The organism is Pseudomonas guariconensis, assembly GCF_900102675.1.
Taxonomy (GTDB): Bacteria; Pseudomonadota; Gammaproteobacteria; order Pseudomonadales; family Pseudomonadaceae; genus Aquipseudomonas; species Aquipseudomonas guariconensis.
The window spans coordinates 200,374-213,989 of the sequence record NZ_FMYX01000001.1 but is presented as its reverse complement, the minus strand read 5'-3'; the positions used below and the strand labels follow the sequence as shown (position 1 = coordinate 213,989).

The 13,616-nt window shown below is 61.6% G+C and carries 12 protein-coding genes; 5 read left to right on the top strand and 7 right to left on the bottom strand.

What is annotated here, in order from left to right:
- Positions 1 to 29: 29 nt before the first annotated feature.
- The 5 genes from BLS27_RS00975 to BLS27_RS00955 all read right to left on the bottom strand — a co-directional run bounded on the left by BLS27_RS00975 (position 30) and on the right by BLS27_RS00955 (position 5,170).
- Positions 30 to 1,682, bottom strand: a complete 1,653-nt coding sequence (locus BLS27_RS00975; protein WP_043936168.1) for an acyl-CoA synthetase — start codon at positions 1,680 to 1,682, stop codon at positions 30 to 32.
- An 83-nt stretch (positions 1,683 to 1,765) separates the two neighbouring features.
- Complete coding sequence (locus BLS27_RS00970) at positions 1,766 to 2,533, bottom strand: SDR family NAD(P)-dependent oxidoreductase (RefSeq protein ID WP_015270459.1); 768 nt, start codon at positions 2,531 to 2,533, stop codon at positions 1,766 to 1,768.
- Positions 2,533 to 3,705 (bottom strand): acyl-CoA dehydrogenase family protein, encoded by a 1,173-nt coding sequence (locus tag BLS27_RS00965; protein WP_090342435.1) that lies wholly within the window; start codon positions 3,703 to 3,705, stop codon positions 2,533 to 2,535. The genes BLS27_RS00970 and BLS27_RS00965 overlap by 1 nt, the downstream gene beginning before the upstream one ends.
- 53 nt (positions 3,706 to 3,758) lie before the next feature.
- Complete coding sequence (lvaB, locus tag BLS27_RS00960) at positions 3,759 to 4,115, bottom strand: 4-hydroxypentanoyl-CoA kinase subunit LvaB (protein ID WP_015270461.1); 357 nt, start codon at positions 4,113 to 4,115, stop codon at positions 3,759 to 3,761.
- The gene (locus BLS27_RS00955) at positions 4,112 to 5,170 is read right to left on the bottom strand and encodes a phosphotransferase family protein (RefSeq protein WP_015270462.1); all 1,059 of its coding nucleotides are present in this window, start codon (positions 5,168 to 5,170) and stop codon (positions 4,112 to 4,114) included. Before BLS27_RS00955 ends, lvaB begins: the two co-directional genes overlap by 4 nt.
- Positions 5,171 to 5,372: 202 nt before the next feature.
- On the opposite strand from BLS27_RS00955, the gene prpR reads away from it, so the two are divergent.
- Complete coding sequence (gene prpR / locus BLS27_RS00950) at positions 5,373 to 7,325, top strand: propionate catabolism operon regulatory protein PrpR (protein WP_090342431.1); 1,953 nt, start codon at positions 5,373 to 5,375, stop codon at positions 7,323 to 7,325.
- 560 nt (positions 7,326 to 7,885) lie between these two features.
- Here the strand turns inward: prpR and BLS27_RS00945 are convergent.
- Positions 7,886 to 8,239: a hypothetical protein gene (locus BLS27_RS00945; RefSeq protein WP_090342428.1), complete on the bottom strand. Its 354-nt coding sequence runs from the start codon at positions 8,237 to 8,239 to the stop codon at positions 7,886 to 7,888.
- Between the two features lie 122 nt (positions 8,240 to 8,361).
- Between BLS27_RS00945 and BLS27_RS00940 the strand changes: the two genes are divergently transcribed.
- From BLS27_RS00940 to BLS27_RS00930, 3 genes are read left to right on the top strand one after another with little or no spacing between them, the layout of a single operon-like run.
- Positions 8,362 to 9,915 (top strand): recombinase family protein, encoded by a 1,554-nt coding sequence (locus BLS27_RS00940; RefSeq protein WP_090342425.1) that lies wholly within the window; start codon positions 8,362 to 8,364, stop codon positions 9,913 to 9,915.
- Positions 9,915 to 10,808 (top strand): ParB/RepB/Spo0J family partition protein, encoded by an 894-nt coding sequence (locus tag BLS27_RS00935; protein ID WP_015270466.1) that lies wholly within the window; start codon positions 9,915 to 9,917, stop codon positions 10,806 to 10,808. The genes BLS27_RS00940 and BLS27_RS00935 overlap by 1 nt, the downstream gene beginning before the upstream one ends.
- On the top strand, positions 10,805 to 11,710 hold the full coding sequence (locus BLS27_RS00930) for a plasmid partitioning protein RepB C-terminal domain-containing protein (protein WP_015270467.1): 906 nt from the start codon (positions 10,805 to 10,807) through the stop codon (positions 11,708 to 11,710). Before BLS27_RS00935 ends, BLS27_RS00930 begins: the two co-directional genes overlap by 4 nt.
- A 121-nt stretch (positions 11,711 to 11,831) precedes the next feature.
- Here the strand turns inward: BLS27_RS00930 and BLS27_RS24030 are convergent, their stop codons facing one another.
- Positions 11,832 to 12,056, bottom strand: a complete 225-nt coding sequence (locus tag BLS27_RS24030) for a DUF1524 domain-containing protein (RefSeq protein WP_003257205.1) — start codon at positions 12,054 to 12,056, stop codon at positions 11,832 to 11,834.
- Between the two features lie 451 nt (positions 12,057 to 12,507).
- Here BLS27_RS24030 and BLS27_RS00915 point away from each other — a divergent pair, with 451 nt between their 5' ends.
- Complete coding sequence (locus tag BLS27_RS00915) at positions 12,508 to 13,599, top strand: site-specific integrase (RefSeq protein WP_090342417.1); 1,092 nt, start codon at positions 12,508 to 12,510, stop codon at positions 13,597 to 13,599.
- The last annotated feature ends 17 nt before the right edge of the window (positions 13,600 to 13,616 follow it).

The window sequence follows — 13,616 nt, the reverse complement described above, 5'->3', positions numbered from 1 at the left end:
TTATGGGGTGTGCAGCTGTTGCAGCTCGATCAATGCTCGGCGTCGGCGGTCTGCGCCTCCTGTTGCCGGGCCCACTCGCGCAGGACGAACTTCTGGATCTTGCCGGTGGCGGTCTTGGGCAGTTCCGTGAGCGACACATGCCGCGGCGCCTTGAAGTGCGCCAGGCGTTCACGGCACCAGCGGATCAGGTCGGCCTCCGTAACCGTGGCCAGCGCATCAGCGCGCAAGGTGACGAACGCATGGGGTGTCTCACCCCAGCGCGAGTCCGGGCGCGCCACCACCGCCGCCTCAACCACCTCTGAGTGCTGGTAGAGCACTTCCTCGATTTCCAGCGAACTGATGTTCTCGCCACCGGAGATGATGATGTCCTTGGCCCGGTCCTTGATTTCCACGTAACCGTCCGGGTGCAGCACGGCCAGGTCGCCCGTGTGCAGCCAGCCATTGGCCAATGCGGCCCGGGTGGCCTCTGGGTTGTGCAGGTAGCCTTTCATCACGGTGTTGCCGCGCACCACCAGCTCGCCAAGGGTAAGGCCATCGGCTGGAACCGGGCGGCCGGTATCGGTATCCAGCACCGTGGCCTCCTCGAGCATCGGGTGGGCGACACCCTGGCGGCTCATGAACTGCGCCCGGGCCTCAAGCGGCAACTCGTCGACCCCCGGCTGCCACAGGCACAATGTGCTGGGGCCATAGCTTTCGGTCATGCCATAGGCATGGGTGATGTTGAAGCCACGCGCCTCCATCGCCGCAATAACCGCACTGGGCGGGGCAGCACCGCCAGTGATCACCGATACCGGCACCGGAGGGGCACTGGCATGCTCGGCGTGGATCAGCATCGACATCACCACCGGGGCGGCGCTCAGGTGAGTCACGGCATGCTCGGCGATGGCGGCGTTGATCGCATCAGGCTGGACCTTGCGCAGACACACGTGGGTGCCACCGGACAACGTCACCGCCCAGGTATGGCTCCAGCCGTTGCAGTGGAACATCGGCAAGGTCCACAGGTAGACGCTGCGCGGCCCCAACTGGAAGATCAGCGCCCCAGCGCAGGCGTTTAGGTAGGCGCCGCGGTGATGCAACACCACGCCCTTGGGGTCCCCCGTGGTGCCGGAGGTGTAGTTGATGGCGATCGACTGCCATTCGTTCTGTGGCGCACTCAAGGGTCGCGCGGGGTCGCCCTGGGCCAGGAACGCTTCGTAGTCCAGGTCGTGGGCCAGGTCGGCGCGCTCGGCCTGATCATCGTCGATGCCCACCAGCAAGGGCGGCGCATCGAGCATGGCCAGCGCCTGACTGGCCACGGCACCGAACTCGCGGTCGCAGATCAATACCTTGGCCGCGCAGTGCCGCAAGATGAAGGCGATGCTGCGTGCCTCGAGCCGAATGTTGATGCATACCAGCACCGCCCCGGCACCGGGCACGCCATAGTGGGCTTCGAGCATTTCAGGGATGTTCGGGGCCAGTATCGCCACCCGTTCGCCCGGTTGCACACCGACCCGCTCCAGGGCACTGGCCAGAGCACGGCTGCGCTCGTGCAACTGAAGATAGTTGTAACGCCGCCTACCATAGACCACCGCATCTCGCTGCGGATATACCTGTGCGGCCCGCTTGAGAAACGACAGCGGCGACAGCGGCACATGGTTGGCTTCGTTGGGGGCAAGCTCGTGATCGAGGGTTGGAACCATCATGGCAGACACCTCATCGACACTTTGCTCAGGTTTTGCACGCACATACCTACCTCCTGTTCTTGTTATTATTGCGCCAGGGCGCGTTACAGGCTGCTGCACAGATGGCCGCCATCGACCACGATCTCGGCGCCGCTCATCGCCCGCCCAGCATCGCTGGCGAGCAGCAGCAAGGCGCCGTCCAGGTCCGACGGCACGCTGAAGCGTCGGCTGGGGATACGCGAACGCAACTTGTCACCGGCCTCGCTGGCCAGGAAGGCCTCGTTCAAATCAGTCATCACGTAGCCGGGCGCCAGGGCGTTCACCCGGATGCCATGGCGCGCCAACTCCAGCGCCATGGCGCGGGTCAGGTGGGCCAGGCCGGCCTTGGCCGCCAGGTAAGGGCCTACGGCACCGGCCACACGGCAGGCGAGGATCGAGGTGACATTAATCAGGCTGCCCCCCTTCCCCGCCGCCACCATGCGCCGGGCGCTTTCCTGGGCCACGGCCCAGGCGCCCTTGAGGTTGGTGTCGAGCACGTGGTCCCAGGTTTGATCATCGCAGGCCAGCAAAGGCTGGCTGTCGCTCACCCCCGCATTGTTGACCAGGACATCCAGCGGGCCGGCGGCATCGAGCACCCGGCAGATGTCCTCACGGCTGGTCACATCGAGGGCAAAGGCCTGCGCCCGCCCTCCAGCCACCTCGATGGCCTCCACCAACGCCCGCAGCGGCGCCTGGCGCCTGGCGGTCACCACCACCTCGGCGCCTGCAGCGGCCAGGGTCATGGCGAAGTGACGGCCCAGGCCGCTGGAGGCCCCGGTCACCAGGGCGCGGCGCCCGTCAAGGGCGAACAGTCGGACAAGGTTCGGCTGCATCAGTGGGCCTCCAGGCGCTGGTCGAGCAGCTTCTTCGCCAGGCTCATGCGGTGCACTTCGCTCGGACCGTCATAGATGCGGAACGGGCGAATGTCGCGGAAGATCCGCTCCACCACGGTGTCCCCGGTCACCCCGCGGCCACCCAATACCTGGACGCAACGATCGACCACCCGCCACAGCGCCTCGGCGCTGATCACCTTGGCCATGCTCGAATCGACATTGGCACGCCGGCCCTGGTCGAGCACCCAGGCGCAGTGCCAGACCGCCAAGCGCACCACGTGCAGGTCCATCATGTTGTCGGCGAGCATGAAGCCCACGCCCTGGTGCTCGCCCAGCGGCTTGCCGAAGGCGTCACGGGTGCGCGCATAGTCGCAGGCGATGTCGTGGGCGCGGCGCGCGGCACCGAGCCAGCGCATGCAATGAGTCAAGCGTGCGGGCGCCAGGCGCACCTGGGCATAACGGAAGCCCTTGCCGATCTCGCCGAGGACATCGCTCGCCGGGATACGCAGGTTGTCGAAACGCAGCTGCCCGTGACCACCGGTAAAACAGCCGTCCAGCGAGTCCAGCTGACGTTCATGGATGATGCCGTCGCGCTTCATGTCGGTCAGGAACATGGTCGCGGTGCCATCCTCCATGCGCGCCATGATAATGCCGAAGTCCGCGCCTTCGGCCCCGGTGATCAGCCACTTGCGGCCATTGATCAGATAGTCGTCGCCATCGCGGGTGGCAGTGGTACGCAGCATCGACGGATCCGAACCGGAGCCCGGAGCAGGCTCGGTCATGGCGAAGCACGAACGGGCATGGCCCTGGACCAGCGGGCGCAACCAGCGGTCCTTCTGCGCCTCGGTGGCGACCACGTCCATCAGGTGGATATTGCCTTCGTCCGGCGCATGGATATTCAGCGCTACCGGGCCCAGCGGCGAGTAACCGGCCTCTTCGAAAACGATCGCCTTGGCCACATGGCTCAGCTCCAGGCCGCCCATTTCGCGGCTGGCGTGAGGCGTCAGCAAGCCGGCGGCGCGGGCGCGGGCCACCAGGTCCTGGCGCAGGGCGTCGCTGGGGCCATGGCTGTCCTGGCGGGGGTCGTTCTCGAACGGGATGACCTGTTCGGCAATGAAGTCTCGGGTCTTGGCCTGCAAGGCGAGCAGTTCGTCCGGGAGAGTGAAGTTCATGGCTGTCCTTGTGTGTTCTTGTCTATCGGAGGAATGGGGTGGTCGATGCAGTTTCAGGGCAAGGCCTTGGGGTTGCTGATCGCCAATCGGGCAACGGTGATCTGGCGCAATGTCTCGACCAGGGTGCGCCGGGTTTGCGGGGCGTCATGGCTGCCCTGGCGAATGGCGCGAGCCAGTTGGCGGCGCAGGTCGGGCAATGTCGACGGCGCGTCATCGACCAAGGCGACCAGACGCGCCTGCTCCTGATCCTCGGCCTGAGCACCCAGGCGGCTTTCGCGGGCCGCAATGGCCATGGCGTTGGCGATCATCAAGGCCGGGTAACGCAACTCGCCGGGCAGCGCTGGCAACAGCTGCTCCAGAAGCGTCGCGCGGGCGATCTCGAGCAATTGGTGGGCGTTGGGTTGGGTCATGGCGCTTCGGCTCCAGTCATGTGCAGGATGTCGAGTTCGAGCTCCGGCAACAGCCGGGCTGTCAGTGCCAACTCGAGCGACGGTTCTTCACCGGACAGATGGCGCTGCCCTTGCTGCAAGGCAATGACTGCCCAGCGCAGGGTGGCCATGACCTGCCAGTAGTGCAGCTGACTGCGTTCGATGCACAGCGAAGACACCTCGTGATAACCACGCAGAAAATCCTCCAGCTGGCCAATGCCGCCGGCTTCGAGGTCTGGACGGGTAAAACGCCAGCAGCGGGCGGTGAACCAGCCGAGGTCCTCGCAAGGATCTCCCCAGCTGGTGAACTCCCAGTCGAGCACGGCCTCCAGCCCTTCTTCGCTGGCCAGGTAGTTGCCGGTGCGGTAGTCACGGTGCAACAAGCACAGGGTGCTGCTGCGCGGCGCATGCAGCTCGCACCAGCGCAGGCCCCATTCCAGCACCGGATAGGCATCGGCGAGGGTGTCGAGGTAGCGGCGGTAGGCGTCGATGGTCGCCAGGGCCGGCGAGCTGTCCGGAACGGACAGGAAGCCCAGCGTGGCGCACGGCGGGCGGACCTGATGCAGACGCGCCAGGTTGGCGCCAAGCTGCGCCGCCAGTTGCGCCCGGCCCTGAGGACCGGCGCCGGTGCTGAGCGCGCGGCCGGTAGCGCTACCCGGCACATACTCCATCACGAAGAACACCCGCCCATGCACGCGCACATCGCGGCACAGCCAGAGCGGGCGTGGCACTTTCACGCCGGCCTGGTAAACCACCTGCAGCACGGCGAACTCCTGTTCACGGTCAAGGCTGGCGGGTAGCGCTGAAAGCGCATCGCTGCGCAGTACCCAACGCCGGACACCAGCCCACGGGCCGCCTTCGATCAGCAGGTCCAGCAGCCAGTTTTCCTGGATGGCACCGCCGCTCAGGCGCTTGCGCGCCTGGATGACCACCCGCGTTGCCGAGGCCTGCTCTCGGATGAACTCGGCCAGGCGGTGATCGTCAGTCATGGCCGCGAACGTATCGCTGGCCGGGGAAATCGTTGGTGAACTGCTCATGGGTCTGTAGGCCCTGCCTTTGGTTTCTGGGTTGGCACAAGCCCAAGAGCAAGGCCTGGGCCAACTCTTCAAAAGTCAGCCACAGGCCGCATATAGCCTGGGTTCTGACGCCTCACCGCCGAGCGAAAGTCAGGCTGCTCGTTGCATATTTGCAAGGTATTGATTCAATATCGAAACATTTCAAATATGAATAGGCCCCGTGATGGATGCTCTTGCCTCCCAGGTCGTCGTGTTGATCAGCCACTTGCAGCGCCCCCAACAACGGAGCCGGCTCGCCCATGTGGTGGCCGGGCTCACGACGGACTACCCCGATACCCGTATCGAAGTCCTCGACACCTCGGTGGCTGAAGCACTGCAGACCGCCCAAGAATTGGAGCAGGCAGGTAAGGTCGATGTGTTCGTCTGCGCCGGGGCGACCGCCGCCTACCTGCGCAAACACCTGACACGCCCGGTACTGGCGATGCGCGTGGGCAGCGGCGATCTGCTACGGGCATTGGGGCAGGCCCGCGAACGCTCCTCCCAAGTGGCCGTGCTCAGCTACAACCACATCAACCACGACCTGCAAGCCATGGCCGCGCTCTTCACCGTCCAGGTTCACCAGGCCGCCTACACCTCCCTGGAAGAGGCCCGCCAGGCCGTCGAACAGGCGGCCCAGCTAGGCTGTCGCAGCATCATCGGCTCGTCGACGGTGGTGGGGCTGGCGGAGCAGGCAGGGCTGCATGGCGTGCTGTCGCTGAGCGAAGAAACCGCGCGCAAAGCGCTGGAGGAAGCCCTGGGCATTCTCGACACTCAGCGCGTCGAGATCGCCAAACGGCGGCATCTGAATGCCGTGCTGCGGCATATCCCCGCCGGCGTTGCAGCGGTCGACAACCAAGGCGTGGTGCAGTCGCTCAACCCGGCCCTTGCGCAGCTGCTGGACCTGCCGGTTAGCGCAGCGTTGGGCCGGCCGCTGCAGCAGCTGTGCCCGGAACTGGACATGCAGCAGGCGCTGCAGGAAGGCACGGGTGAAGAAAACCGTGTGATGCGGCTCGGCTCGCACGTCGTGGTGAGCAATTTACTGCCTATCCTGGAGAACGGCGAACGTACCGGCCTGGTCCTGACCTGCCAGGACATCACTGTTGTGCAACGTGCCGACCAGCGCATCCGATCCACCCGCCGCCCCGGTGCGTTCACTGCCCGTTACCGGCTCGACCAGCTCAACGGCAACAGCAAGGCCAACCGCGAGATGCTGCAGTTGGCCAAGCGTTTTGCCACCAGCCATTCGACCATCCTGATTACCGGTGAAAGCGGCACCGGCAAGGAACTGCTCGCCCAGGGAATCCATAACGAAAGCCCACGCCGGCAGGGCCCCTTTGTCGCCATCAATTGCGCGGCGTTTCCCGAGTCGTTGTTGGAAAGTGAATTGTTCGGCTACGAGGAAGGCGCCTTCAGCGGCTCGCGCAAAGGTGGCAAGCCAGGCCTGTTCGAAGCGGCACACCGCGGCACGCTGTTCCTCGACGAGATCGGCGACATGCCGGTTTCGCTGCAAACACGCCTTCTGCGCGTGCTGCAAGAGCGCGAAGTCCTGCGCCTGGGCAGCACCGAACCGATTGCCATCGACGTGCGCATCATTGCCGCCACCCACCAGGACCTGCGCAGCGCCATGGACGATGGCGATTTCCGTACCGACCTGTATTTCCGGCTCAACATCCTGCGTCTGCAGACCACCCCGCTGCGAGAGCGCCCTGAGGACATTGCCCTGATCTGCCGGGTCATTAGCCAGCGCCTGCTCGTTCAGGGGCAACCACCGGGAGCTGCAGACATCCCCGCCGCGCTGCTGCCGTACCTTGAACGCTATGCCTGGCCGGGCAATGTCCGGGAACTGGAGAATGTGATCGAGCGCGCGATGCTCTCGGCACGCGAACTGCTTGAGGAACACCGCTTGAAAGAGCAGTACCTGGCACGCGTGCTACCTGAACTGTGCGAAGGCCCTCCCCGTTCACCCGCCCGGAAAAAGTCGCCAGGCGAAACGGACCTGCACACCATCGGCAAGATCGCGCAACTGCGCCATGTAAAGGAAACGCTGGAAAGCTGCCACGGCAACCTCGACGAAGCCGCCCGCCGTCTCGGCATCAGCCGCACAACCTTGTGGCGGCGCTTGCGATCTGCCAATTGAATGAAAGCCCCAATCCCATGTTCAACCCATGACGTCTGGTTGGACAGTCTCAAGGCCCGATACCGTCTAATCATCCGCCAACTGACTGGCTCGACGTACATCGCCGGGTTGCTAGCGATTTTGTTGTGGGGGCGCTCAACCTGTTTAGTTACCTGAGATACTCATTCTGCGAGCGCTTGCCCTCTATCAGATCCGGCGACTATGCGCGGTGTACTGTATCGTCCGGCATTCTTGCTCAGTCGCCTGAGGACCATGCTGATGCAGTCGGAGCAGTCGGAGTAGGACAGTATGGCGTCCGGAGGTGCGTTTTCGCGATGTGCATATTCAGCCGGTCTGGACGCGACTGACCGCTTTCGACCCAAAGCTGCCTGTGGAGAGCGGCAGCAATCGGCCAACTACGGACATTCAGCTGAACAGTAGTCCCGCCACCAGTTTTTTAGACTTGGACATCCTGCACTCTTCAAATGCTGGATCCTCATACTTTAAATGGGTTGGAATCTTCTGAGCACGGAGGATTCAGGCTACAGCGATAGAGAGGCCGGAGACCGCTCAAATGGCTGTCAGTGAGCGCTGCCAGGACCCAGGCAAACATCGATCATTTCCGCGACGTCAAGCAAACGCTCGCGCAAAGCGGGAAGCCAGACCACTGCTACGGACGAGTTCCGCTGCGCCAACTCAAGCACCGCCTGAAGGGCATGGTCGGAATGCCGCATTAATTCAATCAAATGAAGGCCACTCGGACCATGGCTGCCCGCCAGCCAATGCTTAGCCGTACGTTCACTGGCATCGGTCCAATGGCGCAGCGTCTTGATTGCGCGATGTGACGTGCCTAATTCGGTGCGCAAGGCAGCAGCTAGGGCACCGGCGTAAGTTTGGGCGCAGATTGGAAATGAATTACCCATTTTAGTGATCATCTTTCCGTATCTCCTCTTTATATTCGTGAGTAGCGCATCTGATGTAGGCCGGTAGGTGTGGTGCGGTCTACGGCTTGGCATGGGTGTAGACCCCAAGTCGCTAAGGGGGCATCGATCTACAAATGAGACGAGCACATCTATCCACGACCGAAGGCAGCAATAGAGCTGCTGCCTATGTCCGCATGTCGACGGAGCACCAGCAGTACTCCACTGAAAATCAGCTGGATGCCATTCGCGTTTATGCGGCAGCACATGAGCTGGAGATCGTCCGGGTATACACCGATGCGGGTAAAAGTGGCTTGAGCCTGGATGGTCGGGAAGCTCTCCAACAGCTACTTCTAGATGTCGACGCTGGTCAGTCCGAGTTCTCTGTAGTTTTGGTCTATGACGTAAGTCGCTGGGGGCGCTTTCAGGACCCTGATGTGAGCGCCAGCTACGAAGTTCGATGTCGGCAGGCGGGTGTCAGGGTCGAATATTGCGCCGAACAGTTCGTTAACGATGGCTCACCGGTATCCAGCATCATCAAGAGTGTTAAACGCATGATGGCTGGTGAGTACAGTCGTGAGCTGTCCGTCAAGGTGTTTGCGGGGCAGTCGCGCTTGATCCAGCTGGGATACCGACAAGGTGGCCCGGCTGGATATGGATTGCGTCGTCAACTTATAGATCAGACAGGGCAGCCTAAAGCAATCTTGGATCGGGGAGAGTACAAAAGCCTTCAGACGGATCGGGTGATTCTCACGCCTGGTCCTGAGTCCGAACAACAGGTCGTTCAAGACATTTACCAGGCATTTGTCAGGGAAGGTCGAACCGAAGCTGAAATTGCAACTCAACTGAATCGGCGTGGACTGCTTACAGACTTCCAGCGACCTTGGTCACGGGGAGTGGTGCATCAGGTCCTGATCAACGAAAAGTACATCGGTAACAATGTTTGGAATCGCACGTCTGGCAAGCTGAAACAGCCCCGAACATCCAATCCAGTTGATCAGTTGGTGCGGGCCGACGGTGCCTTCTCCTCTGTGGTCGACCACGCTTTGTTTCTCGCGGCGCAGGCCATCATCCGAGCGCGGTCACGGCACTGGACTGACGAGCAAATGCTGGCGACGCTGAAACAACTATTTGCGGAGCGAGGTTGTCTGTCTGGGTTGATCATTGATGAGCAAGAGGATTGCCCCTCCAGCAGTTGTTATCGCCAGCGCTTTGGTAGTCTGCTACGCAGCTACAGCCTAATTGGCTATTCCCCCGGACGGGACTACAGCTTTCTGGAGGCCAATCGTCGGCTGCGAGAGCTGTATCCGCACATCTTGGTCGACACACAGGAGCGCATTCGTCTTGTCGGTGGACACATCTCGGTCGATCCCCAGACCCAGCTGGTTTGGGTTAATGATGAGTTCTCGATTTCGGTGGTGCTTTGCCGCTGTCAATGTTCAGAGTCAGTGCGCAGGCGTTGGCAGCTACGCTTCGATTTCGGCTTGTTACCTGACCTTACTGTCGCTGTTCGCATGCTCCCAGGTGAGCAGGAGGTGCTTGATTACTACCTCTTTCCCATGATCGATTTGGCGGCACCTCACCTGCGTCTGGGAGATACTAATCCGCGCGAATTGGAACTCTACCGGTTCAACAGCTTGGATATCCTAGCGGCCCTGAGTCGACGTATACCCCTGGGGAGCGCTGCGTAATGGCCACATCGGAAGAGCATCTTGCACTTCATGTGGCGCAGGCGGCGCCTATTGCGCAGATCCCACTCGCGGATATTCGCGTGCTCAATCCGCGTAGTCGCAATCAACAAGTGTTTGCACGCCTGGTGGAAAACATTGCGAGTCTGGGGTTGAAACGACCGATCACGGTGACCCGTAACGGTTCGAGTTTCGACCTGATCTGTGGGCAGGGGCGCTTCGAAGCCTTCAAGGTCCTGGGGGAGTCGGCCATTCCAGCGGTCGTGGTGACGGCGGCAGAGGCAGACCGCTATCTCATCAGCCTGGTAGAGAATCTGGCGCGACGTAAGCATTCGAACCGCGACTTGCTGATGGCGATCAACGTACTGCACGAGCGTGGTTACTCCATCAGGCAGATTGCCCAGAAAACCTGCTTGGACCGTGCCTATGTTGGCGGCATTTTGATCTTGTTGCGGCAGGGAGAGGAGCGCCTGATCGCTGCCGTCGAAAAGGGCTGGCTACCGATTAAAGTCGCGATCCATGTGGCACGGTCCGACGATGCCCAGGTCCAGGCCGCCATGGTCGAAGCCTATGAAAGTGGATTGTTAAAAGGAGATGAACTCATCAAGGTGCGCCGCCTGATCGACCGAAGACGCGTTCTTGGCAAGGGCTATGGTAGGCAGCATGGAGGCGAGCGCATGACCACTCCTCGCCAGTTGCTGACTGCCTATCAGACTGAGGTGCGCCGTCAGCGCCTGATGGTAAAGAAGGCGGACATCGGTGAGCAAAGATTGCTCTTCGTCGTGACTGCATTGCGTCGGTTGTTGGCCGATGAATTTTTCCGGTCAATGTTACGCAGTGAAGGTATTGATGATATGCCGCAGGTATTGGCCGAGCGAATTCAGGGGGACGCATGACTGTCGTCAAGCGTGCCTTTGCCCCCGAGTTGATTACCGTCCGCTTACCGCTGATCTTGCCCTCTCGCCAAGTCACCCACGACATGCTGACGTCCGTCAAATTCGCAGCGATTTTAGCCTCCATCCGTGAATTGGGCGTGGTCGAGCCGCTCGCGGTTTATCCCGAGCCGGTTCACGGGACGGGAGGGGAGCCTCGTTATCTACTGTTGGATGGTCATTTGCGGCTAGCTGCGCTCGCACAGTTGGGGGCGGAAGACACGTTGTGCCTGTTGGCGACAGATGACGAAGGTTTTACCTACAACCGGCAGGTCAACCGACTTACCCCGATTCAAGAGCACAAGATGATTCTGGAGGCGATACGCAAAGGAACGACTGCCGAGCGGATTGCCGAAGTCTTGAGCGTCAACGTCGGACGCATCCGCGAGCGCCAGCATTTGTTGCGGGGGATTGCGCCGGAAGTCGCTGAGATGCTGAAAACGCGAATGGTTAGTCAGGCGGTCTTTCGCGTGTTGCGTAAGATGAAGCCGATGCGCCAGGTAGAACTAGTCGAGATGATGATTTCCGCCAACTGCTTTACTGGTCGCTACGCCGAAATGGTATTAGCCGCAACGCGTCCTGAACAGCTGGTTGAGGCAAAGAAAGTCAGTGAGGGCGTGACTGCTGAAGACATTGCACGCATGGAGCGAGAGATGGAAAAACTCTACCACGATTACCGGTTGGTCGAGGACACCCTCGGCGAAACCATGCTGGTACTCGTGGTTGCCAAGGGCTATGTGTCTCGCATGTTGCGCAATCAGACTATCGCAGCTTACCTGGAGCGTTTCGAGCCTGACCTAGTGCGGGAGCTGGCGGGGGTTGTGGAGGCGGTCACCGCAGATGCTCGTAGTCTGGAGCGTGAATAGACCTACCTGCTGTGCTTAGTGGGAGGACATCATTCGTTTCGGGGGCAGATCGTCAGTGCTATGTTGGCGAGGGCATGGGCTTTGGCTGGAATCGCGGCTTCGTCCCGTGCAGAGGTGGCAATCAGTGGGGCATTGAGACCAAGGCAAGCAATGGCATCAGCTTGTCGCGTTTCGTCGCGAAATTGCAGGGTTGCGCCGTCCTATTGACGCCAAGGTTCAGCAACGTCAAGTTGCCTAGCATTGGGATGCTCTCATGCCGTTCACGAATCAGGAGCTGCCAGGGCGTCAATGTGCCGCAAGAGCGCACAATCACTTCGATATCCGACTCGTCGCTGTCGGCTGCCACGCTGCCATCTTTCTGCGTCCAGCGGGACGTGCCAACTACGCGGCAAAATGTGGTCTATATCAAGCGCTGATAGGTCTGGTGTTTCCGGTTCTTCGCTTTTAACGGATAGCCGTGAGCCGCCCTCGAGTTCCGTTAGCAGCGAACAGGTTTTTGCGGTATCCAGCCGGTTTGGGTACAGCGGTGCACTGATGCAAGCGTTACGGAATTCAAGGATCAGCGTCAGCTGTAGTCGAACGTGATGAAGGATTGCGCTGGGCCGAAGGCAGCGTTCGTGACTAGCAGCTTTTGCCGATTGCGGCACTTTGCGAAGGGCAGCTATGGGTCGATAACGGCCCTTCACGATCATGGATATCGTCATGCCGACCTCTTCGTTATATTAGGTCTGATAAGCCACAGGTTATCCGAACCTATTGCAACGTTGAGCGAGAAGACATTGACAGAACCGATAGCGATGCCCTCCTCCTCGCCTTTAGTGTTGGCGGAACTGGCCGCCAGCACCCGTGCCGCCGCCGACGCATTCATCGCCGCCGGTACCGCGGCCAACACTGTGCGCAGCTACCAGAGCGCCCTTGCCTATTGGTCCGCCTGGCTGCAACTGCGCTACCGACGCGCACTCGGTGATGGTGCCTTGCCCCCGGAGGTGGCGGTGCAGTTCATTGTCGACCACCTTGCCCGACCCGACGGCGCGGGCGGCTGGAGCCACCTGCTGCCAGCGAATCTCGATGCCGCGCTGGTCGCCGCCGGCGTCAAGGGAAAACCAGGCCCGTTGGCGTTCAGCACGGTCAGCCACCGCCTGGCTGTCCTGGCCAAGTGGCATCGCCTGCAGCAGTGGGAAAACCCGGCAGAGAGTCAGGTCGTAAAAACCCTGTTGCGTGAAGCCCGTAAGGCCCAGGCTCGCCACGGCGTCTCGGTTCGCAAGAAAACCGCCGTGGTGTTGGAGCCGCTGCAAGCGATGCTTGCTACCTGTACTGACGGTATTCGCGGCCTCCGCGACCGTGCTCTGTTGCTGTTGGCGTGGAGTGGCGGCGGACGCAGGCGTTCAGAAGTGATTGGCCTGCAGGTTCAGGACCTCCGTCGCTTGGACGCAGACACTTGGCTCTACGCCTTGGGGGCGACGAAGACTGATACCGGTGGCGAGCGGCGGGAAAAGCCCCTGCAAGGGCCTGCGGCCCACGCGCTGCAGGCGTGGCTGGAGGCGGCGCCCGCGCAGACCGGACCACTGTTCCGTCGGCTGTACAGAGGCGGCCGGGTCAGTAGCACCGGATTATCAGGCGATCAGGTGGCGCGTATCGTCAAACGTCGAGCGCAATTGGCCGGCCTTGAAGGGGATTGGGCAGCGCACAGCCTGCGCTCGGGCTTTGTCACCGAGGCCGGGCGTCAAGGAGTGCCACTGGGAGAGGTGATGGCGATGACCGAGCACCGCAGCATCACTACGGTGATGGGCTATTTCCAGGCCGGCACCCTGCTGGGCAGTCGTGCAACCAACCTACTTGGCCAGGCCCTCACACCTCAAGCGAATGCCAGCGCGCCCTCCGATGAATAATCGCCTCGAGCAGTGAT